Below are 22,962 nucleotides of genomic sequence, written 5' to 3' on the forward strand. Positions count from 1 at the left end.
CCCATCTTTGGCTCAGCGGACGTTTTCGCTGGGCCTGGCGACTTGCTTGTTGTTAGTGACGGTCCAGCCAGACGGTCTGTGCATTACAGAATTCGCGCACACCGAAATGCGAAAGCTCACGGCCAAACCCGCTTTTCTTTACGCCGCCGAAGGTGACGCGTGGGTCGGTTGCGCAATAGCCATTGATGAACACGCCTCCGGTTTCCAGTTCGCCGGCCAGCTTCTGGGCCAGTTGGACATTGCGTGTGTAGATGGTCGAGGCGAGCCCAAATTCACTGTCGTTAGCCAGTTCCAATGCATGTGCGGCGTCCCGCGCGGTGATGATCGATGCCACGGGCCCAAACAATTCCTGTTTGAATGAGGTCATCTGGTCGGTGACATCACCAAAGACCGTAGGCTCGTAGTAGTTGCCAGGGCCTTCGGCCTTTCTGCCTCCCAACAACAAGGTCGCACCTTCTTCCAGGGTGTCTCGGACCTGACGATCCAGTTCATCGCGCAAATCAAAGCGGGCCATGGGCCCTATGTAAGTGTCTGTGGCCAGTGGATCGCCGATGACCAACTTGGAGGTGGATTCGACAAACTTGCGGGTAAATTCCTCGACAACGCCTTGTTCGACAATTAAGCGTTTAGCCGCCGCGCAGACTTGTCCGGTGTTTTGGTAGCGGCCAATCACAGCGGCTTTGACAGCTTCATCCAGGTCGGCGTCGTTGAGCACTATGAAGGGATCTGAGCCACCCAGTTCCAACACACATTTTTTCAAAGCTGCACCCGCCTGTGCCCCAATAGCCATGCCCGCTCGGACGCTGCCAGTGAGCGTGACCGCGGCGATGCGAGTGTCTGTTATCGCAGTGGAGACACCGTCGGGCGTGACATTGATGACTTCGAACACACCTTCAGCAAAGCCGGCGCGCTTGAACGCGTCTAGTAGCAGATAGGCGCATCCCATCACGTTCGGCGCATGTTTGAGGACGTAGGTATTGCCGGCAATCAACGCCGGGACGGCGCCACGCAGCACCTGCCAGATCGGAAAGTTCCAAGGCATCACGGCGAGAATCGGACCCAGTGGACGATATTCAATTCGTGCCTTTCCGCCCTCAACCTGAGTGGGTTCGGCGGTTAGCATGGCGGGGCCGTGCTCGGCGTACCACTCACAGAGTTGCGCACACTTTTCAATCTCACCGCGCGCCTGAGTGTTGGGTTTGCCCATCTCTTGAGTGATCATCTTCGCCATCGCTTCTGCGTTGTCGCGCAATGCCCTTGCCAAAGCGATCAGTGCTTGCGAACGCATTTCGACGGGTTGGCTACGCCAGGTGGAAAACCCCTTGTTAGAACGTGACAGTGATGCCTCCAGTTCCGATGCGGATTCGAAGGGGTAGTGGCCGATCTGCTCACCATTGGCGGGATTGATTGAAATGGCATGGGTAAGGCTGGAAACGTTAGTCATGACACCGTCCTGTAGGATGGGAATGGATTCATAGCTTCTAAGCAACGGCGCCGGTGTTGAATCAGGTCGCGCGAGCCAAAATGGATTGCGCGCGACCAATGACCGGCGCATCGACCATTTGCCCATCCAGCACGAAAACGCCTTCACCTGAACGAGCGGCTTCGATAATGCGTTGCGCCCAGTGCAATTCTTCCTGGCTTGGTTTTAGCGCCTGATGAATGATCGCGACTTGGGTTGGATGGATACAAAGCGCGCCACCAAAGCCCATGTCGCGTGCAAAATGAACCGCGCGTAGTAGCCCAGCGGTGTCCTGGATCGACGGAAATACTCCATCCAACGCTGGAGCGAGCACTGCAACCCGGGTGGCGAGCAAAACGGCGTAGCGCGCATGGCTAAGGATTTCTTCGGCGGCATGGCTGCCAGTAGTCAGGTTCAGGTCCAGACCCAGATCCAGACTACCGAACGACAACCGCTCAACGCCTTGAGTGCCGGCAATTTCGTTGAGTGCTGACAAGCCCTTCGCGCTCTCGATGATTGGCCAAATCGTTTTTTCGGTACCGGCAGCTGTGGTGACCTGTTTCGCGCTTTCTGCTTTGGGTAGCAGAATTCCGATAACGCCGGCGTGGCGTCGGCAAAGATCCAGATCCGCAACATGCGCCCAGTGATCCGGGGCATTCACTCGGACCAGAATCCGTGCATCCGGGGCTTCGCTCAGGAACGCGTCGAGATTATCCCTCGCCTGCTCCTTGAGGTTTTCTTGCACGGCATCTTCCAAGTCAACGATGACTCGATCCGCCCCGGTGGCAATAGCTTTTGAGATGCGCTCTGGTCGAGTAGCCGGCACAAACAGGGCGGAGCGAACAATTGATTTGCTCATGGCGTTGCTCCATTGCTGAACTCGATCTCTCCGATCTGTGCTGTGCCGTCCTGATTGCCAGCCCAGACCTGTGCCTTGCCGTTTTCGATTAGACGTCCGCCCACCTGGAAAGGCTTAGGCGAAATCAGAGGTCGTACTCCGCGGAATGCGAAACGCTCCAGGCGCGCAGTTGGATGCGCTTTGGTAAAGGCACGCAAATTCAACGTGGCGATCAATGGACCATGTACCACCAGCCCCGGATAACCTTCGGTCTCTGTCACATACGGCCAGTCATAGTGAATACGATGACCATTGAAGGTCACTGCGGAATAGCGAAACAGCAGGGTTGGAGTGGGCTCTATCCGTTCCTGCCATTGGCCTTCAGGTAGCTTTTCGGTACCGTTCAGTTTGGGCGGGGAAGGTTCACGGTAAACAATGTCCTGATCGTCTTGAAGGGCGCGTTTGCCGTCCTGGAAAAACTCATGGCGTACTGTGACGAACAATAAGGAACCCGTGCGACCGTGCTTCTCCTCGACGTTGAGGATGGTCGATACACAGGTCACTTCAGCATCCACTTTTAATGGCTGGAAAAACTCAATTCGGCTTCCCGCCCACATGCGATTGCGGTTATGGGCCGGCGGCAAAAATCCCCCAAGCGCTGGATGGCCGTCCGGCCCCAGTTCGCTGGCACCCACCGGCTCCTGAAAAAATGCCCAGTGCCACAGGGGCGGCAGCGGCTCACCGGGTTGTGGTGCCGACTCGCCCAATGTCGCGGCAATGCGTCTGACCAGAGTGAAACTGATCCGGTCCTGGCTTTCCTGACGTCGTCCAATCCAGGCGGAAAAATCGGAACTGCTGCTCATATTCTTTGCTCCAGTCGGTCAGTGATCAGGCCAGGGTGGCCATTTCTGGAATCGCTTCAAAAAGATCCGCCACCAGGCCGTAATCGGCCACCTGGAAGATCGGCGCTTCTTCGTCCTTGTTGATCGCAACGATCACTTTGGAGTCTTTCATGCCGGCCAAGTGCTGGATCGCGCCGGAAATACCGACGGCGATGTACAGCTGTGGAGCAACGATCTTGCCGGTCTGACCGACCTGCATGTCGTTGGGTACGAAACCTGCGTCCACTGCCGCGCGGGAAGCGCCAACAGCAGCGCCCAGCTTGTCGGCCAGGGCGTACAGGTGCTTGAAGTTATCGCCGTTCTGCATGCCGCGGCCGCCGGAAACGACGATCTTGGCAGCGGTCAGTTCCGGACGATCGGACTTGGCCAGTTCTTCACCAACGAAGCTGGAAGTACCGGCGTCGTGAGCAGCAGCCACCGATTCAACGGCAGCCGAACCACCTTCAGCGGCAACCGGGTCGAAACCGGTGGCACGCACGGTGATCACTTTCACTGCAGCGTTGGACTGTACGGTCGCGATGGCGTTACCGGCGTAGATCGGACGCTGGAAGGTGTCAGCGCTGACCACGGCGATGATCTCGGAGATCTGGTCAACGTCCAGCTGCGCGGCAACGCGTGGCAGGATGTTTTTGCCGGTGGAAGTAGCGGCAGCCAGGATGTGGCTGTAGCCCTTGCCCAGTTCAGCGACCAGAGGAGCAACGTTTTCCGGCAGCTGGTGAGCGTAGGTAGCGTTGTCGGCAACCAGCACTTTAGCCACGCCAGCCACTTTCGCAGCGGCTTCAGCCACGGCGCCAGCGCCCTGGCCTGCAACTAGAACGTGGATGTCAGCGCCGATTTTGACGGCAGCAGCCACGGTGTTCAGCGTGGCCGGGGCCACTACTTTGTTGTCGTGTTCAGCGATTACCAAGATAGTCATGATTAGGCTCCTAAGCTCAAAGCACCTTCGCTTCGTTTTTCAGTTTCTCGACCAGTTCAGCCACCGACTTGACCTTGATACCCGCGCTGCGTGCAGCAGGCGCTTCGACTTTCAGGGTTTTGTTGGTGGAGGCGGTGGAAACGCCCAAAGCGTCCGCAGTCAGCACGTCGAGAGGCTTCTTCTTGGCTTTCATGATGTTGGGCAGCGACGCGTAGCGCGGCTCGTTCAAACGCAGGTCGGTGGTGACGATGGCCGGCAGTTTCAGGGAAACTGTCTGCGCGCCGCCGTCGATTTCACGGGTAACAGCCACGCTGTCGCCGCTGATTTCGACTTTCGAAGCGAACGTGCCCTGACCGTAGCCGCTCAATGCAGCGAGCATCTGGCCAGTCTGGTTGTTGTCGCTGTCGATGGCCTGTTTGCCAAGGATCACCAGCTGTGGCTGTTCCTTGTCGACAACAGCCTTGAGCAGCTTGGCAACGGCCAGGGAAGTCAGATCTTCGGCGGATTCGACGAGGATGGCGCGATCGGCACCCTGAGCCAGCGCGGTGCGCAGTTGCTCTTGAGCGGTGGACGGGCCGATGGAGACGACAACGATTTCGGTCGCAACACCCTTTTCTTTCAGGCGTACGGCTTCTTCCACGGCGATCTCGCAGAACGGGTTCATCGACATTTTCACGTTGGCGAGGTCGACGCCGGAATTGTCCGCCTTAACGCGAACCTTGACGTTGTAGTCGACCACTCGTTTCACAGCTACCAGCATTTTCATTGGGCAGTGTTCTCTCGAAAAACTTTGATTGTTGCAGGCAGGTTTTTTGTTTTCAGATGAAGGCTAAATCGCCCCGGCTGCGCGCATTTGTTCAATACGGTCTGTACCCAGACCCAGTTCCCTGAGCACCTGTTCGGTGTGCTGACCGAGGCCCGGTACGGCATCCATGCGTGGCTCGAACGCGCTGTTGCTGCCGGGAGGTATCAAGCTCGGGACGGTGCCGGCGGAGGTTTCGACTTCCCGCCATCGGTCACGTGCCTGAAGTTGCGGATGGTCCCAAACACCTTGCATGTCGTTGACCCGGGCGTTCGCAATTTGCGCATGCTCTAACCGATCAAACACGGCATCGAAATTGAGTGTGGAGAACGATTCAACGATGAGTGCCCGCAGCGCTTGACGGTTTTCGACGCGCTTGAAGTTGGCAGAGAAGCGTTCGTCTTTCGCCAGTTCAGGAGTAAGCAGTACCTTGTCGCAAAACAGCCGCCACTCTCGTTCGTTCTGCAACCCCAGCATGACTGTGGTGCCGTCACCGATAGGGAAGGGGCCATAGGGGTAGATCGTGGCGTGCGCGGCGCCGGCGCGAGGGGGAGGTGTAGCGCCGTCGTAGGCGTAGTACATCGGGTAGTTCATCCACTCGACCAGGCTTTCCAGCATCGACACATCGAGGTGGCTACCTTCGCCAGTGCGTCCACGCAACAGCAAGGCAGATAGAATTCCGGTGTAGGCGTACATGCCGGCCGCGATGTCAGCAATCGAGCAACCGGCCTTGGCCATTTCTTCCTCACCCGGTCCGCCGGTGACCGATAGGAATCCGCCTTCGCTCTGGATCAACAGGTCATAGGCTTTTTTCTTTTCATACGGGCCGCCTGCGCCGTAGCCTGAAATGTCACAAACGATCAGGCGCGGAAACCGCTGATGCAAAGCCTCAAATGAAAGTCCCATTCGTGCTGCGGCACCCGGCGCCAGGTTCTGCACCAGGACATCGGCAGTGGCCAGCAAGCTGTCCAGCACCTCGGTGGCCGAATCTTGTTTCAGATCGAGGGTCAGGCTTTCTTTCGAACGATTGGTCCAGACGAAGTGCGAGGCGAGACCGTTGACGCGTTGGTCGTACCCTCTGGCGAAGTCACCCGTGCCTGGGCGTTCGACCTTGATCACGCGCGCGCCAAGATCGGCCAATTGTCGGGTGCAGAAGGGCGCTGCAATCGCATGCTCAAGGCTGACGACGGTAATGCCATCGAGCGGACGGATGCCTTTGGGTTGGCTCATGATTATTATCTCTCTTGTCATGGCTCCCCAGCCGCGCCAGCTTGGGCCGACGCACTGGGCTTTACGCTGATCCTTTAAAAGGAGCGCGGCAGTTCAAGTAGGTGTTCGGCAACGTACGACAGGATCAGGTTGGTGGAGATGGGCGCCACCTGATACAGACGGGTTTCACGGAATTTACGCTCGACGTCGTATTCGCAGGCAAAGCCGAAGCCTCCGTGGGTCTGCAAGCAGGCATTAGCCGCTTCCCAGGAGGCTTTCGCCGCCAGGTACTTGGCCATGTTGGCGCTGGCCCCGGCGTTGAGGCCGCTGTCGTATTCCTCGCAGGCGCGCCAGCGCATCAGGTCGGCCGCTTCGATTTCGATGTGCGCTTCGGCGATGGGGAATTGCACGCCCTGGTTCTGCCCGATAGGACGCCCAAACACCACGCGGTCGCGAGCATAGGCACTGGCCTTTTCGATAAACCAGCGACCGTCACCGATGCATTCGGCGGCGATGAGGGTGCGCTCGGCATTCAACCCGTCGAGGATGTAGCGGAAGCCTTTGCCTTCCTCGCCGATCAGACTGTCTGCGGGGATCTCCAGGTTGTCGAAGAACAACTCATTGGTCTCGTGGTTGACCATGTTGGCGATGGGTTGCACTGTCATGCCATTGCCGATGGCCTCACGCAGGTCGACAAGGAAGATCGACATGCCCTCGGACTTCTTCTTCACCTCGGCCAAGGGTGTGGTGCGCGCTAGCAGGATCATCAAGTCGGAATGCTGGATTCGTGAGATCCACACCTTCTGCCCATTGATCACATACTTGTCGCCGCGCTTGATCGCGGTGGTCTTGATCTTGGTGGTGTCGGTGCCGGTAGTGGGTTCGGTGACGCCCATCGATTGCAGGCGCAATTCACCGCTGGCCAGTTTCGGCAGGTAGTAGCTTTTCTGCGCCTCGCTGCCGTGTCGTAGCAGGGTGAACATGTTGTACATCTGCCCGTGGACGGTGCCGGAGTTGCCGCCGCAACGGTTCACTTCTTCAAGGATCACCGAGGCCTCGGCCAGCCCGAGGCCGGATCCGCCGTACTCGACAGGAATCATCGCCGCCAGCCAGCCGGCATCGGTCAGGGCCTTGACGAAGGTTTCCGGAAAACCTTTTTCTTCGTCGACTTTGCGCCAGTAAGCCGCATCGAATTCAGCGCACAGAGCACGTACGCCCTCGCGGATGGCATTGAGCTCTTCAGAGTTACGGTCAGTCATTATTATTCTCCTCAACGTGTCACGCACGGCATCTGCCCTGCGTGACCGGGTCCGGGCAAAGAGCAATCAGATCGGGTTGAAACCCAAGGCGGCACGGAAGCGATTCTTGACGTAATGACCATCGCGCGGTGGCAGCACCCGTGGCGGGTTTTCCGCTTTGATCTTTATCGTCGCGAGCTTGACGCCGTCGCGGCTCGCAAAGCGCTCGCGCAGGTCATGTACGCTTTCCATGTCGCGGATTTCATCGGTCCAACTGAAGCCGCAAGTCTTCGCCACCTGGTCCAGGGAAATACCAAAACCGGCGTGGCTGACTTGCATGCCGGTTTCACCAAAGTGACCGTTATCCAGCACCGCGATGGTCAGGTTGGCGGGCTTTTGCAGTGCTACCGTGGCCAGTGCACCGAAGCCCATGAGCAACTCGCCGTCACCGGTGACTACCACCACCGATTTGTCTGGCTGCGCATTTGCCAGGCCCAGACCCACAGTGATCGCGCTGCCCATGGCAGCCCACAGGTAATAATTCAGATCATTGTCACCGGCAGCCATGACGTCGTAGGACGCCGAACCGAGACCCGTCACGACCAGCACGTCTTTGCGGTCGGCCAGCAAGGCCTTGACCACTTCGCGGCGGCACAGAGTGTGGTTTGCGCTTACTTGACCCATTTCTTTTCTCCAATCAGGCGCTGACCGAGCAGCAGGGCAGTGGACGAATCACCGTTGAAGGCCATGGTCGCGGCACCGTGCAGCAGCGGGGCAACGTCTTCCGGGACGTCCGCGCGCCAGGTCATCACTTTCATCAGATTCAGGGAGGCTTCTGTGGCCTGGCCCATCGGGTTCTGCCACGCGTTGAATTCGGCCCAGTCGCCGCGCATGGTGACCACCATCAACAACGGGAAGCCGGCACAGACTTGAAGTGCCAGGGTGTTGATGCAGTTACCGACGCCGCTGGACTGCATCAAGAGTGCACCGCGCTCACCGCCCAGCCAGGCGCCGGCGAGGTAGCCGATGCCTTCTTCTTCGGTGGTGAGGACGACAGCCTTGATATCCGGGTCGGCATACGACATGCGGATGGCCGCCGAGTGACCTGCATCCGGTACGAAGACCACGTGTTTGACGTCGTGGGCCTTGAGCACGCGGAACACGTCCTCTTGCCAATCCTGTCCCACGGTGTGTTCAGCTTCTGTTGACATGCCAATCTCCCAAGCAGTGCTGCTTTTGTGTTTTCACCCATTCTGGGAGTGCTGGGAGCGGACTGCGACTACCGTTTTTGTCTTTGAGATATGCCCATTTTGTATAGCAGGTGGGGTGAATGCGTGGCCTGCCGGGCAACGGCGATAGCCACGCATTATGGGAAGGGAAATGATTAACGTAGTGAGGTGCAGAAGGTACGGATCGCCTCGCAGGCCTGGCGCAATGAAGCCTCATCCAGGGCGTAGGCGATGCGAATGTAAGGGCCAAGACCAAAAGCGCTACCATGCACTACGGCCACATCCGCTTCGTCGAGCAGTGCATGCGCGACATCTTCGTCGGTGTGCAGTACCCGGCCACCCGCTGAGGTACGCCCGATCAATCCGGCACAGGACGCGAACGCGTAGAACGCCCCGGCTGGACTGACGCATTCAAGGCCTGGGGTGTCGTTCAGCAGCGCCACCATCAAATCGCGACGACTCTGGAATGCCACCCGGCTTTCACGGATGAAATCCTTGGGACCTTCCAGTGCCGCGAGCGCAGCCTGTTGCGACACAGAGCTGGCGCCAGAGGTTTGCTGACCTTGCAGTTTTTCCATGGCTTCCAGCAACCAGCGCGGCCCTGTGGCGAAACCGATTCGCCAGCCGGTCATAGCATAGGCCTTGGACACACCGTTCATGGTCAGGGTGCGAGGTGCCAGTCGTGGTTCAACCTGGGCCAGGGTGTAGAACGCTTGATCATCAAAAATCAGATGCTCGTAGATGTCATCGGCCAGAATCAGCACGTGAGGGTGAGCCAACAACACCTCAGCCAAGGCGTGCAGTTCTTCCCGGCTATACACCGCGCCGGTCGGGTTGGACGGCGAATTGAGGATCAACCAGCGGGTCTGCGGTGTGATCGCGGCGGCCAGCGCCGAGGGCGTCAGCTTGAAGCCAGTGTCGGCGTCGCAAGTAACGATTCGGGCTTCACCGCCACACAATTGAACCATCTCCGGGTAACTGACCCAGTACGGCGCCGGCACGATAACTTCGTCACCCTCATTGAGGGTCGCGGCCAAGGCGTTGTAGATCACCTGTTTGCCACCGTTGCAGACAAGGGTGTCTTGCCAGGCTACGTCCAGACCGTTCTCACGACGGAACTTGGCGGCCACTGCTTCTCGCAGTGAACGTACACCGGCGACCTGGGTGTAGCGGGTGTGGCCGTGTTCAATGGCATGAATGGCCGCTTCACGCACATGCTTGGGCGTATCGAAATCCGGCTCGCCGGCACACAGCGAAATAATTTTCGCGCCTTGCGCCCGGCGCTCTGCCACCCGATCCATGATTCGGTAAGTCGCGGACGGCTGCGCATTGGCAAGACGCTGATTCAGACGTTGGATATCGGCGCTCATGCGCGAGTTCTCCACTCAGTCAGGTTCATCAGTTCCAGGGTCGAGCGGCCCTCGGTCAACGCCTGCATCATCTGCGCTTCCTTGTCCGCCCGCGCTTCACCTTCTGCCAAGGTGCGTGCGGCATCCGCCTTGGGAATGATGATCACACCATCATCGTCGGCCACCACCCAGTCGCCCTGTGTCACGAAAGCACCATTGAAATTGAACGGCTGCCCCACCGAAAGCGCACTGGCTTTGACTGTGCCTTTCAGCGAGATGCCGCGGGCGAACACCGGGAACTGGCGTTTCTTCAGGGCCGCAATATCGCGTACGCCACCATCGATCACCAGCCCGACCACGCCAGCCGCTTCGGCCGCCACGGTCAGCACTTCGCCCCAATAACCGGCGATGAAGCTGCCCGTGCCTACGACCAGCACGCTGCCACGGGGCACACGTTCCATCGCCAGGTGCAGGGCGAGGTTGTCGCCGGGCGAGCATTCCAGAGGGTAAGCGGGAGCGGAGATAAAGGCACCGTCCCAGATCGGGCGGATCGCGCTGTCGACCGCGCAAGGCAGGTGGGACGCTTCATACAGCGTCGAACTGCCCAGCACTTTTGCCCGTGCGTAAGAATCCAGGGGGAGGGGGAGTATGGTCATCAAACTTTCCTCTGCAGGCTGTGGTAGCCCAGTGCGGCGCGGGCTTCTTTAAGGGTTTTGCCCTGAGCGATCAGGGCGCGAATGTCGGCTTCGACCGATTCGATCTGACGGGCACACGCTGCCACTTCAGCTGCACGAGCCCGGGGGACGACGACCACACCGTTGGCGTCGGCGACTACGATGTCGCGGGCACAGACCCGGGCGGCACCGATGGACACCGGCTGGTTGACCGACTGAACCTGTACGCGGTCTTTGCCGGTGCGCATGAAGCGGCCCTTGCTGAAGATCGGGTAGCCATCGCCCAGTGCTTTGTTCACGTCACGGCAAACACCGTCGATGACTGTGGCAGCGATCTGCCGAGTACCGGCGTACTGGGTCATGATGTCGCCCCAGACGGTGCAATCAGTGCGGCCGCCGTTGTCGATGACCACCACATCGCCGGGCGCGACGTCTTCGATGAAATCGCCAACGGTACCCGGAGGTACGCTGGCCGAGACGTACTGCACGGTAAACGCCGGGCCGACGATAACCTTGCTGTAGTTGTCCAGTGGCGCCACACCGAGGCATTGGCCGGGCAGGCCGAGTTTGTCCAGCGCATCGGAAACACCCGGGGTGTCCAGGCCTTCAAACAAGGCGACCAGTTCTTTGTCTTCGATATTCATCAGGCGTGCTCCGTGTGGATCGCTTCGAATTGGGTGTCATGCATCACTTCGGCGACCGAGCGACCGCTGCGGACAGCCTCGACCATGCCGTCCTGGCGGCGGGCGATACGCTCGCCAAGGTCGAGCACTTTCTCGATATAGGCTGAGGGCACGAATACGGTGCCGCAGGTATCGGCGATGACATAGTCGTTCTCGCTGACGTCGACGCCGGCCACGTTGATGGTTACGGCGGCATCGATCTGCACCACCCGATTGCGGGCACTGATCATGGTCACCCCGCGGCCATAAACCGGGTAGCCAATCGACTCGCTGCCGTCGATGTCGCGGCTGAAACCGTCGATTACCGTGCCGCGCACTTTCTTGCTGGCCGCTGCATTGGCGAGGATATCGCCCCAGCAGGAGATGCCTTCGATTCCACCTGCAATCACCAGCACACGATCATCGCTGTCGATCTGTTCCACCACGGGGGTAATCAGGTGCACAGTGGGGACGTTGTCGGATTTAGGAGCCAGCAGCACGGTGCTGGCGCGGCCGACAATCTTTGGGCAGTTCCACAGTGGGCGCAGCCCAACAGTGGCACCCGGCAGGCCGATGAAGTCGAGCGCATCGGAAACCGTGTTGGTATCCAGCGCCGCCAAGCGATCCAGCAAACTCTTATTGATCATGGGAAAGCCTCAGTGGTGACGGAGGCGCCCAGTGTTAGCGAGACAATTTGATAGGTATATTACTAATCACAGATGCGTTAGATACGTTAAACCTATGGATTAATCATGATCAATTTTCGACTGATTCGTCATCTCTGGTTGTTCCTGGCGGTGGCCGAAGAACAGAACTTCGGCCGTGCGGCCAAGCGTTTGGGCATGTCCCAGCCACCGCTGAGCGAGCAGATCCAAGTGTTGGAGCAGGCGCTCAAGGTCAAGCTGTTTGATCGCTCGCGACGCGGTGCGAAGCTGACCCCGGTGGGAGCGGCGATTCTGCCGGCCGTGCGCAAGTTCGCCGACCAATTGGAACGGCTGGAGCTCGCCGTGGAGGAGGCGGTGGCGGGGCAGTCGGGGATATTGACCATCGGCGCGATTTCTACGGCCATGTTTGATGTCTTGCCGGGTTTGATCGAGCAACTGAAGAGCGATTACCCGCACCTCACCGTGTCTGTACGGGAGATCGACAGCGTCGAAGCGGTGCCGGCGCTGGAAGCCGGAGACATCGACCTGGCCTTCGCCCGGCTGGACGGTGATCTGGGGGCCTCGATCAAATCACTGCCGCTGACTCAGGACCGCCTGGTTGTGGCCCTGCCCAGCGATCACCCCTTGGCGGCGCGCACGCGAATCAGCCTGGCCAGCCTGGCCACTGAACCCTTGGTGATGTTTTCCCGAAAGGTTAGTCCGGTCTACTTCGACAATCTGATTGCGACTTGCCGCGCCAGCGGTTTTTCCCCGCGCGTGCTGCATGAAGTGCGCTCGGTCGCCTCGCAAATTGCCTTTGTCAGCTGCGGCCAGGGTATCGCACTGGTACCAGCGTCGCTGAAAAAACTGGCACCGGACAATGTGGTATTTCGAGCACTGATCCAGAAGCTCAATGTCGTGACCACAGCGGTGGCCTGGAATGCAGATCGGCCCAATCCGCTGGTGCAGGAGCTGGTCACCCGACTCCAGTCCCGTGTGTGAGTCGAGCAAGGCCCTGTGCGTGAACAGGAGTGATAGGTTTGGCGTATGAAAGCCTTCCCGTATTAGGAATTTACAGAAGGCTCGATTCCCTTGAAATTGCGAGTCTGGCTGCCGGCAACCCAAGTTCGGCGCTACCTTTTCGTTCAAGGAGTCAACAACGTGTCTTCTCCACAAACGTTCACTCATGTGCAACTCCCTCTGACGGTGGAGGGTGTCCAACTGAACGTGGCCGCCATCCATCGCGACGGCGTCCTTGCGCCGATCGTGTTCCTGCATGGTTTTGGTTCGACCAAGGAGGACTATGCCGACATCGTGCAGCAGCCCGCGTTCGCCGGTCACCCTTTCGTGGCTTACGACGCACCGGGTTGTGGTGAAAGCCAGTGCGATGATCTTTCCAGGATTTCCATTCCCTTTGTGCTGCAGACAGCGCTGCAGGTGCTGGCACATTTCGGCATCGAACGCTTCCATCTGGTCGGCCATTCCATGGGCGGTCTGACCGCATTGATGCTGGCGCATCAGTTCCCGGACCGGGTGCTCAGTTTCGTCGATATCGAGGGCAATATCGCCCCGGAAGACTGCTTCCTCAGCCGGCAGATCATCGACTATCCGAGCAACGATCCCGAGGTGTTTTTCGCCGCCTTCATCGAACGTGCCCGACACGCCCCTGCCTATGCCAGTGCACTCTATTCCGCGAGCTTGCGGCACAAGGTGCGTGCCGGTGCGGTGCGGGGGATATTCCAGTCGATGGTAGATCTTTCCGATAATGCCGATCTGATGAGCAAATTCCTCGGCTTGAAATGCCCACGAATGTTCATGTACGGCGAGCAGAACGCGTCACTGTCCTATCTGCCGCATATCCAGGCCGAAGGTGTCCGGCTGGCCCCCATTCCTGATTGCGGGCATTTCCCGATGTATTCCAACCCCATCGCGATGTGGCAACAGATCGCCGATTTCCAGGTGAGCAGCCTTACCGGGTAAACCCGGTCGTCCTGAGGGCTTCCTGATCATTCGCGGGAGCCTGGCCAGGCCACGAAGTTGAAATTCAAAAGCTGATTCAGTCACTTCTCCTGCCTTCGGGCGGCGACTTGTGCAGGCGCGTGCGTGCCTGAAATCCGTGTACCTATAAAAACAAGAGGTTCGACCCATGCTTGATGTCATTAATGATTTTCTCTCCGGCAAGCTTCTGATCGTGCTCATCGTAGGCCTGGGCGGCTACTTCACGGTGCGTTCACGCTTTGTCCAGTTCCGCCATTTTCTGCATATGTTCGGCGCCTTCCGCGATAGCGTGCAAAAGAGTGCCGGGCAGATCAGCTCATTCCAGGCATTGATGCTTAGCCTGGCGGGGCGCGTAGGTGCGGGCAATATCGCCGGTGTCGGGTTGGCGGTAACGTTGGGCGGCCCGGGCGCGGTGTTCTGGATGTGGGTTACCGCGCTGGTGGGCATGTCCACCAGCTTCTTTGAGTGCAGCCTGGGGCAGTTGTACAAACGGTGTGATGCTAACGGACAGTTCCGCGGCGGGCCGTCGTATTACATCCAGTACGGACTGAAACAACCCTGGCTGGGCAAGGTCATGGCGTTACTGCTATTGGTGACCTTTGGTTTCGCCTTCAACGGACTGCAATCCCATGCCGTGACTCACTCGCTGAATAATGCGTTCGGTTTCTCTACGACCTACTCCGGAATTACGATTGCCATATTGCTTGGCCTGGTGTTCATGGGCGGCATCAAGCGCATCGCCGCGGTCTCGGACCTGCTGGTGCCGGTCAAAACGCTGGCTTACATTGGCGTGACCGTTTATGTGATCGTGCTCCAGTTTGATCATGTTCCCGGAATGCTGATGACCATCTTCAAAAGTGCTTTCGGCCTGGATCAGGCGTTTGCCGGCCTGGTCGGCAGTGCCATTGTCATGGGCGTCAAACGTGGGGTGTTTGCCAACGAGGCGGGACTGGGGAGTGCTCCCAACGTAGCCGCGGTGGCGAAAGTGGATCACCCGGCGGCTCAAGGGGTGGTTCAGGCCTTCAGCGTTTTTCTCGATACCTTTGTGATCTGTACCTGTACGGCGCTGCTGATTCTGCTGTCAGGCTTTTACACGGCTAGTTTTGAAGGCGATGGCCTGGTGCTGACTCAGAACGCGTTGGCGGCAGTGGTCGGAGATTGGGGACGCACCTTCATCAGCGTGGCGTTGGCGCTGTTTGTCTTCACGTCGATCCTCTACAACTACTACCTGGGCGAGAATAACCTGCGCTTTCTGCTGGGCGACAAGCGCGCTGCAGTCATTGTCTATCGTGGTTTGGTGCTGCTGCTGATCCTTTGGGGGGCCGTACAAAATCTGGGCACTGTGTTCGCTTTTGCCGATATCACCATGACGCTGCTGGCCTTCGTGAATCTGATCGCCCTGGCGCTGTTGTTCAATGTCGGCATGCGCTTGCTGCGCGACTATGACCAGCAACGCAAAGCCGGCATCAAAACGCCTGTCTTCGATTCAAGTCAGTTCAAGGATCTTGATCTTGATTTGCATGCATGGCCGAACCGGGAGCACGCGGCCAACGTCCTCGCCGAAACTGTCACTCAAGTTGCACCTGCATCTGCTACCCAGTGATGCAAAAAGGGCCCATGGATCTCATGGGCCCTTTTCAAATACCTGCTGTAATCGTCAGTGCTTCAAACGCTCGCAGCGTGTGACTTTGCGCAACCCTTCAAACCGGTGCGCTCTTCGATCTCACCGGAACCGCTGATGTATCCATAGCGCGAAAGATTCGGCATCAGCATCGCGGCGATGAAAGTGATGGTCACGACGGCCGCGACATAGAAGAAGAAATATTCCTCAATGCCTTGGGACCGGAGCGACAAGGCGACGTATTCGGCGGTGCCGCCGAATGCCGCATTGCCGATGGCATACGGAAAGCCTACGCCCAATGCGCGTACCGCAGGTGGGAACAGTTCAGCTTTGACGATCCCGGCAATCGGGGTGTAGAGCGACGCAATGGCCAGGCCACCAAACACCAGCAGGAACGCCGTAAACGGGCTGCTGACCGATTGCAGTGAATAGAGCAGGGGAATCACCAACAGCATCGCCAACCCGGAAAACATCAGCATGTGCGCCTTGATCCCGATACGGTCCGCCAGCAAGCCGAACAGTGGCTGGCAGAACATGAAACCGACCAGGGCCGCGGTCATGATGAAACTAACCGTTTCCGGGCTGAAACCGGCTGAGATCACCAGGAACTTCTGCATATAGGTGGTGAAGGTGTAGAAGTACAAAGAACCACCGATGGTAAACGCTACCACCAGCGCGACCGCCCGTTTGTGCTTGAACATGCCGCGTAGCGAGCCGGCGTCTTTGCGGCTCATGTCTTTCTTGGTGGCGGTTTCATGCATGGCGCGGCGCAGATACACCACCACGATTGAGCTCAGGGCACCGATGAAGAACGGAATCCTCCAGCCCCATTCGCGCAATTCTTCGCCGGTGAGGGTTTGCTGGAGAATGACCACAGTCATCAATGCCATGAGCTGACCGGCAATGATGGTGAAGTACTGGAACGAGCCATAGAAACAGCGACGCCCAGGTGTAGCGATCTCACTGATGTAGGTGGCACCGGTGCCGTACTCCGCGCCGACTGACAGCCCTTGAATCAACCTCGCGACGACAAGCAAAACTGGCGCCGCCACACCAATGGTTTCATAGGTCGGCATGACGGCAATCAGCAGGGAGCCGGCGCACATCATAAAAACCGAGATAATCATCGAGACCTTGCGGCCGCGAGTGTCGGCAATCCAGCCGAAAATCCAGCCGCCGAGAGGCCGCATGAAAAAGCCGACGGCGAAGACGCCGGCGGTTGCGAGCAACTGACTGGTGGTGTCGCCTTTGGGGAAAAACGAGCTCGCAAAATAGATGGCGGTATAGGCGTAAATGAAAAAGTCGTACCACTCCACCAAATTGCCCGAGCAGGCACCCATGATGGCTCTGACGCGATTCGGACTTTTTATCTGATCGGACTTTTCAGTGTGGAGTGTTGAGTCGCTGGTTGATGCAGACATTCTGTTCACCCTTTTTTCAAGGCGAGACGATACGAGGCGCACGCTGATGCGTGTCCGACGTTGCAAGCTCGATGGGTTGATGGGCTTAACGCAGTTGCAGTGATCCTTTGACGACCAAGGCACATGAAGAGGGGGGATGTATATGAGAGGTCAGCTGCTTGCTGACTGTGTAAGGCGGGTCGGTCAGGTAACGAGAAATGCAGTAAATCATGACGTAAGCCCTCGAATCTTATTCTTGTAGTCAGTCGAGCGCTCTTGGCGTCGACGTTGATTGCACGCTACCGCAGAGTGACGAGGGTAATAAGCCGTCAGCCAGGCCTAACTGATATACCGAAATTTTATAGCTTGCCTTGCAACCCGTGCGGGCTGGGGGATACAGCCGGCTCGAAAGTCGCAAGGCCCCCTGCGGCGCGGGCCCTGTGGCATTCCAAGGAACGCTAATGCGTTTACACTCATACTACTTTCGACGCATTTCGCGCCGAGCCCGACTTTGACTGGCCAGGTAATGGATGTCGTTCAACTCAAGACCCTAATTCATGTGGCCGAGCTTGGCAGTCTCAGCAAGGCCTCCGACCGGCTTCACATCGCACAACCGGCACTGAGTAGGCAAATTCGTCTGTTGGAAAAGGAACTCGGGGCCTACCTTTTTGATCGGCATGGACGAGGCATGGAAATTACCGATGCCGGCCGTGAAGTCTTGGCGCATGCCACTCGAATCATGGAAGAAATGGAGTCCATTCGAAGTTCTGTGGTGGGCGGAAAGACCTCTTTTCGGGGAACGGTCGTCATCGGTACGACGCCGACGGTAGCGGAAATCGTCACCGTTCCTCTAGTGCGCAAAATCAAAGAGGCGCATCCGAATCTTGCCGTCAGGTTTTCCTCGGCCTTCAGCGGCTATCTGCTGGATTGGGTTCAGCGTGGCGAATTGGAACTGGCGATTTCTTACGATCCCCAACCCCTGCATACGCTGCGTATCGTGCCGGTGATGATGGAAAATCTGCTGCTGGTCGGCCCCGCCAGCGCCAACCTGCGTCTTGATACACCGGTGTCGTTCGAGTCTTTGGCAGAGCAGCTATTGGTGTTGCCAAGTGCTCGGCATAGCCTTCGCGTGATTCTGGATGATTGTGCGCGTGAAGTCGGGATCAAGCTCAAGACCAGTGTCGAAGCGGATTCCTTTGGCGCGATGATTGCCTTGGTCTGCAATGGGTTCGGTTTGACCGCTTTGCCTTTGGCATCGATTTACGCCCAAATCGAAGCTGGCGTGCTCAGTGCCGCTCCCTTGATTGACCCCATTCCCATGCGCAAACTTGTTCAGGTTTTTCCTGCCGACAGGCGTGTCAGTCCGGCTGCCAAATTCGTCGGGGATGCCTTCATCGAAATTGCTGCCGACCTGGTCAATCGTAAGATTTGGGCTGGGCACATGCTTTGAGCCAATGGATTCGTTGGCTAGGTGAATCGTTCGTTTAAACGTAATTGCTCAGCTAGTCACGCTATCCGCCTTTCTCACCACTGATGACATCGTCTTGAATCAACAAACGCGACTGCCTGGCGTATTCGGCATTTTTATTTTGGGGATGCTGCAGGTTCTGGTCTGGGGAGGCTCGTTCTTCCTGATGGCCGTCATGGCCGATCCGATCATGAAAGAAACCGGCTGGGCCAGCCAATGGGTGTATGGCGCACTGTCTCTGAGCATTCTGGTTTCCGCGTTGCTGGCGCCGTTGACCAGCCAGCTTATTGGCCAGTACGGCGGTCGCCCTATTCTGGCCAGTAGCGGTCTGGGCGTCGCCATCGGGTTGTTTCTGATGGCCAGTTCGACCTCGTTGCCGATGTTTTTTTTGTCTTGGGCTGTAATAGGTGTCGGTATGGCGCTGGGGTTGTATGAAGCGCTATTCGCCGCTTTAGGTTCTCTCTATGGGGAGCGAGCGGGCAGTGCGATTACGGGCATCACGCTTGTGTCCGGGTTTGCTACAACACTGTCATGGCCCGCGGTTGCGTTGGTCATCGAACACGTTGGTTGGCGCACGACGTGCGTGGCTTATGGAGTGTTATTGGTCATTGTCGTGGCACCGCTTTATTTCTGGGTGCTGGCACGGGGCACGGGACCACTCATAAAAAGTCAGGCAGTGGGTGGCGAAAGTTTCTCAATCGACCGGCGGATCTACTTGTTGCTTACGCTGATTTTTGCTTTGGGTGCAGTGATCATGACGGCGATGTCGGTCCAGCTGATTTCATTGTTGCAGGGGCAGGGTTACTCGCTTGCAGCCGCCGTCGGACTGAGCGCATTGCTGGGGCCGAGCCAGGTAGGATCACGTGTTCTACAGGTGTTTTCGCGTAAGCGACACCCAATCTGGACGACGTTGATCTCCGTTATATTCGTGGCAATTGGTCTGCTGTTTGTGACCATCGCACCGGCAATGACTGCCCTGGGGTTGGTGATCTATGGCGCGGGTAATGGTTTGCGGGCGATCGTTCGAGGACTTCTGCCATTGGCCCTCATGTCGCCCACCCATTATGTTTTGCTGATGGGACGCATGGCTCGGCCTTCGCTCATAGGACAAGCCTTGACCCCCCTTGCAGGCGGTTACCTGTTGCAGACCTGGGGCGCTGGCGGTGTGCTTGCGGGACTGAGTGTGCTGGCTGTATTGAACGTGCTCTTGGTCTTGCTGCTCATTCGACTGGTATGAAAAGAACAGCGCTGATTGTCATCTTCCCTAAGGATTCGGCTGGCATCTTCAGAGATCAGCGATTCAAGTTCTTTGATGGTGATTTTTTGGCCATAAAATGAGTTACCCCTACTTTTCCCCCCACAAAAACGGCGACTCTTGATGGACGTTCCTGGACTCTCGTAGAGCAGAACACCTCTGGAACTCAAGTAAACACTAGCTTGGAGAAATCCAGAGTAAAATTTTGGAGTCTTTCAAGAAGTATGAAAAAGGAGATGGGGGGCTAGGGGTCGAGTGTTCGAATCACTCCGTCCCGACCATATTTATCAATGACTTAGCCGAACTCTAACCAGTTCGGCTTTTTCATGCGTAGGGACTTTTGCGGGGGTTCATCCCGTTTTCCTCCTCAAGATTGTCAGTGCCGGCCCGCGTGAATCCGTCGCTGACACTTTGTTTGCCTCTGCGATCAACTGCTCAAGCTCTGCGGTAGAATAGTGGCTGGTAACGCTGCCATTCTTGTGCCCCAGGAGCGCCTTCCGATCTTCCAGTGTCACCCCTGCGGCACGCAGCCTTCTCCCAAAGGTGTGCTTGAGGTCGTGAACCCGGATTGATCTGAACCCAGGGTGTGCCGGCGACTTTTGTTCCAACTCCCACCTCGTCGCCGCTCTCACCCTGGCCTTCTTCCACGCCGTGTCATTCATCCGGTGCATCGGAGTCGGACCGCGTTCGTCCGGCTGTCCGTATGGGAATACGTACTTCGAGTGCAGGCCGCGCTGACCGTCGATGACCGACATCGCCACCTTATTCAGCACCACTAGTCGCTCGTCGCCGTTCTTCACGCCTGACTTTTCGCTTCTCCCGCCAAAATCAGCGGGGATCAGGAACACGCTTGCTCCCAACTCCGGAACCCTAACCTCCCAATCCCACTGAAGTTTGCAGACTTCCTGCTCCCGGCACCCGGTGTTCACCTTGTAGAGTGACATCCTCAACAGGTGATCCGGAATCTCCGAGAACAGCATCGACTGCTCAGCCCAGGACATCGGGTAGGGCTTCCTGCTCGACTTCGCCTCCTCCAGCATTGAGGTCATCGGCACGCTATCCAGCCACGGCCGCTTCTCTGCGTCTCGCCACTTCCTGTGGCACAGGTTCAAGATTCGAACGACACGTTGCAAAGCAATGTTGACCGTCCTGTTCGATACGCCAGGCTTGACCTTGCCTTTGTCCGTCTTGCTTGGCTGCTGCCTGTCGCGGATGAATGGGGCCAAGGTCCCGTCATCGATGTGTGTGATCGGTAGATCACCGATATACGGGTCAAGCTGTTCGATGTGGGATGCGGAAAGGCCGATCGATGCTTGGTCTTTGAACTCAACCAGGAATCGGGTAGCGGCCTCACGCCAGGTTCGCACCTGGCGCACGCCGTAGATCTTTTCCTGTCGTAGCTTTTCCAGCCGATGAATCAGGTACTGCTCGGCTTCTTCCCTTTCGCTTGCTCCAGTGCTTTCCTGAAGTCGGCTACCTCGGACGACTTTGTCGATGTGCCAAATCCCGTTCCTCTGGTAGAGGCCCGACATCGTTTTTCGCGCCATTGTTTTGCTCCTTGGCGCCCACTGCGGGGCAGATTGTTGTCCTCATTGGCTTGCTTTTCAATTGCCATGGACTCAGCCCAGGAATCTGCCCACTGATCCAATTCGAGCCGGTCGAAGCCAACGCCCTGTTTCCCAATGGGGAATTCGCGGACGTTAGGTCGAACGGTCTTGTTAAATTCTTCCCGGCACATGCCCAGGTACGAGGGGGCAGTTGACGCTCTGAGGAAGCGAGGCGCGGTCTCTTTGGTGGGTAATGCAGTTGACTTGGCCATGGAGTCATCACTGGTCGATGGAGGACGTTGTTTGCACTGACTTCCTGATGGGAAAGGCTTCGCCCTCCCACTTGCCGGATTTGCCGCGTATCGCTCCATGTAGGTCGTAGCGGTGGGGCTTTTTGCTGGCGAATAGCTTTTCACACGCCTTCAGCAAGGTGCTTTCATCTTCAATTGCCAATAACTCCTGGCCAGCCGTCGAGCCCACCTGAATCCAGCCGGATTTGTCGCGCCCGTAGTTTTCTGTCTTGAACAAGCGAAACCTGTTTCGGTGTCCGGTACCGGGTGAAGAGGTCTCGGTGTTCATGTAGAACGCGACGCCATCGAGGCGCACCCGCAGTACTGTCTTAGCCATGGAGTTCACCACCTTGAAAGTGGTCTGCCAGCACCCTGCGAGCGTCGATACCGCACGATGCGGACATGGCATAGATCTGGGGTGGTTTCTCGACGCTGCATGGCGTTGAGCAGCTCGATCAGGCGCTCGCCCTGTTGTCCGTTGCGGCGGCTCATAAGCTAGAACTCACAGCCGGTGGGAGCGGGGCGCCGGCATTTGTCAGAGCGTCTAGCAGCAAGGATTGGCGATTCTGTCCGTCCAGATACTGGCGCACGGCCTGGACGAATACGCTGTTCATGCTGCGGTCCGCGGCGCTCGCAGCCGCTTCAATGTCCGCGCGCAGGCCGTTAGGCAGTCGCACCACAAGCTTGTCTGCGGTGCGAGAATCGTATTGGTTGGTGGTCATGATGATCTCCTGGCGAGCCCCCTACGTATTGGGAGCTGAATGAGTGGGGTTATTCGCCTGATTTCGGCGTGGTGACATTCACTTTCTCCAGGGCGAGCAAGGGCCCGCCGCGTTGTTGGCTTTCGCAAAAAATTGAGGTGCTCTTGTTTCGCCATGAGGTGGCGAAGGAGTGGCTGTAAATTAGCAAATTGTTCTTGCGATTTGACGTTTGCTAATTTTTCTCGGGGAGAAAGCTTTCAACTCGTAGTGGCTAAATAATGGTGTTAGATTCGCCTCATTACGACTGGTTGGCAGCACCAGCTAGGGCTTAAGTTTGCTGGCCTCAAGACAGAAAGGGACTTTATGAAAAAGATGCTTCTTTGCCTCTCAATGGCGGCGCTCCTCTCCGGCTGCGCTAGTAGTGGCACCAAAATCGAACAGCCCAGATCGATAGCCTGATTAAAGGCAAAGCCACCAGCAAAGAAGTGATTGCCCTTCTCGGCCCGCCTACAGCAGTCACCCAGAATTCTGACGGATCGCAGGTTTTGGGCTGGGGCTATGCCTATGTCGGTTTCGCAGGTATCGGCACGGAGGTAGAGAGCACTACGGTGACCATTGCTCCTGACGGGACTGTGAGCAGCTATGCCCGTAGTGGCTCGAAGGTCGGAGGAGGGGCACCATCAAACTACTCCGCGGCGCCCGTGCAACCGACACCTGGCCCTATGACCAAGAGTCAGTACAAGCAGATCCAACTTCA

At 57.6% G+C, this 22,962-nt stretch carries 22 protein-coding genes; 5 read left to right on the forward strand and 17 right to left on the reverse strand.

All coding sequences use genetic code 11. The features are described from left to right. Positions 1-52: 52 nt before the first annotated feature. From K1567_RS26140 to K1567_RS26200, 13 genes are all read right to left on the reverse strand, one after another. Positions 53-1,444, reverse strand: coding sequence for an aldehyde dehydrogenase family protein (locus tag K1567_RS26140; protein WP_034099102.1), 1,392 nt, complete (start codon positions 1,442-1,444; stop codon positions 53-55). A 61-nt stretch (positions 1,445-1,505) separates the two neighbouring features. Next, positions 1,506-2,321, reverse strand: coding sequence for a CoA ester lyase (locus tag K1567_RS26145; RefSeq protein WP_220698988.1), 816 nt, complete (start codon positions 2,319-2,321; stop codon positions 1,506-1,508). Next, a complete protein-coding gene (locus K1567_RS26150; protein WP_034099098.1) occupies positions 2,318-3,163 on the reverse strand; it encodes a MaoC family dehydratase N-terminal domain-containing protein in 846 nt (281 codons plus the stop codon). Before K1567_RS26150 ends, K1567_RS26145 begins: the two co-directional genes overlap by 4 nt. A 25-nt stretch (positions 3,164-3,188) precedes the next feature. Continuing rightward, positions 3,189-4,118 (reverse strand): electron transfer flavoprotein subunit alpha/FixB family protein, encoded by a 930-nt coding sequence (locus K1567_RS26155; RefSeq protein WP_034099096.1) that lies wholly within the window; start codon positions 4,116-4,118, stop codon positions 3,189-3,191. Positions 4,119-4,134: 16 nt separating this feature from the next. Further along, positions 4,135-4,884 carry an electron transfer flavoprotein subunit beta/FixA family protein gene (locus tag K1567_RS26160; protein ID WP_034099095.1) on the reverse strand — a complete coding sequence of 250 codons (750 nt, stop codon included), beginning with the start codon at positions 4,882-4,884 and terminating at the stop codon, positions 4,135-4,137. 63 nt (positions 4,885-4,947) lie between these two features. Further along, positions 4,948-6,150: a CaiB/BaiF CoA-transferase family protein gene (locus tag K1567_RS26165; protein ID WP_177449821.1), complete on the reverse strand. Its 1,203-nt coding sequence runs from the start codon at positions 6,148-6,150 to the stop codon at positions 4,948-4,950. Positions 6,151-6,224: 74 nt separating this feature from the next. Beyond that, the gene (locus K1567_RS26170) at positions 6,225-7,388 is read right to left on the reverse strand and encodes an acyl-CoA dehydrogenase family protein (protein WP_034099092.1); all 1,164 of its coding nucleotides are present in this window, start codon (positions 7,386-7,388) and stop codon (positions 6,225-6,227) included. 66 nt (positions 7,389-7,454) lie between these two features. Further along, the gene (locus tag K1567_RS26175; protein ID WP_034099090.1) at positions 7,455-8,051 is read right to left on the reverse strand and encodes a thiamine pyrophosphate-dependent enzyme; all 597 of its coding nucleotides are present in this window, start codon (positions 8,049-8,051) and stop codon (positions 7,455-7,457) included. After that, positions 8,039-8,578 (reverse strand): thiamine pyrophosphate-binding protein, encoded by a 540-nt coding sequence (locus K1567_RS26180; protein WP_003442221.1) that lies wholly within the window; start codon positions 8,576-8,578, stop codon positions 8,039-8,041. The genes K1567_RS26175 and K1567_RS26180 overlap by 13 nt, the downstream gene beginning before the upstream one ends. Positions 8,579-8,751: 173 nt before the next feature. Beyond that, complete coding sequence (locus K1567_RS26185) at positions 8,752-9,966, reverse strand: pyridoxal phosphate-dependent aminotransferase (RefSeq protein ID WP_099312049.1); 1,215 nt, start codon at positions 9,964-9,966, stop codon at positions 8,752-8,754. Continuing rightward, the gene (locus K1567_RS26190; RefSeq protein ID WP_034099085.1) at positions 9,963-10,601 is read right to left on the reverse strand and encodes an RraA family protein; all 639 of its coding nucleotides are present in this window, start codon (positions 10,599-10,601) and stop codon (positions 9,963-9,965) included. The genes K1567_RS26185 and K1567_RS26190 overlap by 4 nt, the downstream gene beginning before the upstream one ends. Beyond that, complete coding sequence (locus K1567_RS26195; RefSeq protein WP_034099083.1) at positions 10,601-11,263, reverse strand: RraA family protein; 663 nt, start codon at positions 11,261-11,263, stop codon at positions 10,601-10,603. Before K1567_RS26195 ends, K1567_RS26190 begins: the two co-directional genes overlap by 1 nt. After that, positions 11,263-11,928: an RraA family protein gene (locus tag K1567_RS26200; RefSeq protein WP_034099082.1), complete on the reverse strand. Its 666-nt coding sequence runs from the start codon at positions 11,926-11,928 to the stop codon at positions 11,263-11,265. The genes K1567_RS26195 and K1567_RS26200 overlap by 1 nt, the downstream gene beginning before the upstream one ends. Positions 11,929-12,033: 105 nt before the next feature. Here K1567_RS26200 and K1567_RS26205 point away from each other — a divergent pair, with 105 nt between their 5' ends. From K1567_RS26205 to K1567_RS26215, 3 genes are all read left to right on the forward strand, one after another. Further along, a complete protein-coding gene (locus tag K1567_RS26205) occupies positions 12,034-12,927 on the forward strand; it encodes a LysR family transcriptional regulator (protein ID WP_034099080.1) in 894 nt (297 codons plus the stop codon). A gap of 159 nt (positions 12,928-13,086) precedes the next feature. Further along, positions 13,087-13,905, forward strand: a complete 819-nt coding sequence (locus K1567_RS26210; protein WP_034114374.1) for an alpha/beta fold hydrolase — start codon at positions 13,087-13,089, stop codon at positions 13,903-13,905. Positions 13,906-14,071: 166 nt separating this feature from the next. Continuing rightward, positions 14,072-15,526 (forward strand): sodium:alanine symporter family protein, encoded by a 1,455-nt coding sequence (locus K1567_RS26215; protein ID WP_034114375.1) that lies wholly within the window; start codon positions 14,072-14,074, stop codon positions 15,524-15,526. A 62-nt stretch (positions 15,527-15,588) separates the two neighbouring features. Here K1567_RS26215 and K1567_RS26220 read toward each other — a convergent pair whose 3' ends face one another. Beyond that, entirely contained in the window at positions 15,589-16,965 is a 1,377-nt protein-coding gene (locus K1567_RS26220; protein ID WP_034099074.1) for an MFS family transporter, read from the reverse strand. Between the two features lie 505 nt (positions 16,966-17,470). On the opposite strand from K1567_RS26220, the gene K1567_RS26225 reads away from it, so the two are divergent. Together K1567_RS26225 and K1567_RS26230 are read left to right on the forward strand one after the other, a co-directional pair. Continuing rightward, positions 17,471-18,394, forward strand: a complete 924-nt coding sequence (locus K1567_RS26225; protein WP_034099072.1) for a LysR substrate-binding domain-containing protein — start codon at positions 17,471-17,473, stop codon at positions 18,392-18,394. A gap of 145 nt (positions 18,395-18,539) precedes the next feature. Continuing rightward, positions 18,540-19,649: an MFS transporter gene (locus K1567_RS26230; RefSeq protein WP_034099071.1), complete on the forward strand. Its 1,110-nt coding sequence runs from the start codon at positions 18,540-18,542 to the stop codon at positions 19,647-19,649. 368 nt (positions 19,650-20,017) lie between these two features. Here the strand turns inward: K1567_RS26230 and K1567_RS26235 are convergent, their stop codons facing one another. The 3 genes from K1567_RS26235 to K1567_RS26245 all read right to left on the reverse strand — a co-directional run bounded on the left by K1567_RS26235 (position 20,018) and on the right by K1567_RS26245 (position 22,226). After that, entirely contained in the window at positions 20,018-21,214 is a 1,197-nt protein-coding gene (locus K1567_RS26235; RefSeq protein WP_034099070.1) for a tyrosine-type recombinase/integrase, read from the reverse strand. Positions 21,215-21,493: 279 nt separating this feature from the next. Then, a complete protein-coding gene (locus K1567_RS26240; protein ID WP_034099069.1) occupies positions 21,494-21,841 on the reverse strand; it encodes a hypothetical protein in 348 nt (115 codons plus the stop codon). 151 nt (positions 21,842-21,992) lie between these two features. After that, positions 21,993-22,226, reverse strand: coding sequence for an Arc family DNA-binding protein (locus tag K1567_RS26245; RefSeq protein WP_169903935.1), 234 nt, complete (start codon positions 22,224-22,226; stop codon positions 21,993-21,995). Positions 22,227-22,962: the final 736 nt, after the last annotated feature.

This window comes from Pseudomonas sp. S5F11 (genome assembly GCF_019641515.1).
Classification (GTDB): domain Bacteria; phylum Pseudomonadota; class Gammaproteobacteria; order Pseudomonadales; family Pseudomonadaceae; genus Aquipseudomonas; species Aquipseudomonas rhodesiae.

Excerpts from the sequence above, each read along its gene's own strand:
- K1567_RS26230 (WP_034099071.1), top strand. The coding sequence starts at position 18,540 with ATGCTGCAGGTTCTGGTCTGGGGAGGCTCGTTCTTCCTGATGGCCGTC.
- K1567_RS26195 (WP_034099083.1), bottom strand. The coding sequence starts at position 11,263 with ATGAATATCGAAGACAAAGAACTGGTCGCCTTGTTTGAAGGCCTGGAC.
- K1567_RS26245 (WP_169903935.1), bottom strand. The coding sequence starts at position 22,226 with ATGACCACCAACCAATACGATTCTCGCACCGCAGACAAGCTTGTGGTG.
- K1567_RS26150 (WP_034099098.1), bottom strand. The coding sequence starts at position 3,163 with ATGAGCAGCAGTTCCGATTTTTCCGCCTGGATTGGACGACGTCAGGAA.
- K1567_RS26200 (WP_034099082.1), bottom strand. The coding sequence starts at position 11,928 with ATGATCAATAAGAGTTTGCTGGATCGCTTGGCGGCGCTGGATACCAAC.
- K1567_RS26190 (WP_034099085.1), bottom strand. The coding sequence starts at position 10,601 with ATGACCATACTCCCCCTCCCCCTGGATTCTTACGCACGGGCAAAAGTG.
- K1567_RS26165 (WP_177449821.1), bottom strand. The coding sequence starts at position 6,150 with ATGAGCCAACCCAAAGGCATCCGTCCGCTCGATGGCATTACCGTCGTC.
- K1567_RS26175 (WP_034099090.1), bottom strand. The coding sequence starts at position 8,051 with ATGGGTCAAGTAAGCGCAAACCACACTCTGTGCCGCCGCGAAGTGGTC.
- K1567_RS26145 (WP_220698988.1), bottom strand. The coding sequence starts at position 2,321 with ATGAGCAAATCAATTGTTCGCTCCGCCCTGTTTGTGCCGGCTACTCGA.
- K1567_RS26215 (WP_034114375.1), top strand. The coding sequence starts at position 14,072 with ATGCTTGATGTCATTAATGATTTTCTCTCCGGCAAGCTTCTGATCGTG.
- K1567_RS26140 (WP_034099102.1), bottom strand. The coding sequence starts at position 1,444 with ATGACTAACGTTTCCAGCCTTACCCATGCCATTTCAATCAATCCCGCC.
- K1567_RS26240 (WP_034099069.1), bottom strand. The coding sequence starts at position 21,841 with ATGGCTAAGACAGTACTGCGGGTGCGCCTCGATGGCGTCGCGTTCTAC.
- K1567_RS26225 (WP_034099072.1), top strand. The coding sequence starts at position 17,471 with ATGGATGTCGTTCAACTCAAGACCCTAATTCATGTGGCCGAGCTTGGC.
- K1567_RS26170 (WP_034099092.1), bottom strand. The coding sequence starts at position 7,388 with ATGACTGACCGTAACTCTGAAGAGCTCAATGCCATCCGCGAGGGCGTA.
- K1567_RS26205 (WP_034099080.1), top strand. The coding sequence starts at position 12,034 with ATGATCAATTTTCGACTGATTCGTCATCTCTGGTTGTTCCTGGCGGTG.
- K1567_RS26160 (WP_034099095.1), bottom strand. The coding sequence starts at position 4,884 with ATGAAAATGCTGGTAGCTGTGAAACGAGTGGTCGACTACAACGTCAAG.
- K1567_RS26185 (WP_099312049.1), bottom strand. The coding sequence starts at position 9,966 with ATGAGCGCCGATATCCAACGTCTGAATCAGCGTCTTGCCAATGCGCAG.
- K1567_RS26220 (WP_034099074.1), bottom strand. The coding sequence starts at position 16,965 with ATGTCTGCATCAACCAGCGACTCAACACTCCACACTGAAAAGTCCGAT.
- K1567_RS26235 (WP_034099070.1), bottom strand. The coding sequence starts at position 21,214 with ATGGCGCGAAAAACGATGTCGGGCCTCTACCAGAGGAACGGGATTTGG.
- K1567_RS26155 (WP_034099096.1), bottom strand. The coding sequence starts at position 4,118 with ATGACTATCTTGGTAATCGCTGAACACGACAACAAAGTAGTGGCCCCG.
- K1567_RS26180 (WP_003442221.1), bottom strand. The coding sequence starts at position 8,578 with ATGTCAACAGAAGCTGAACACACCGTGGGACAGGATTGGCAAGAGGAC.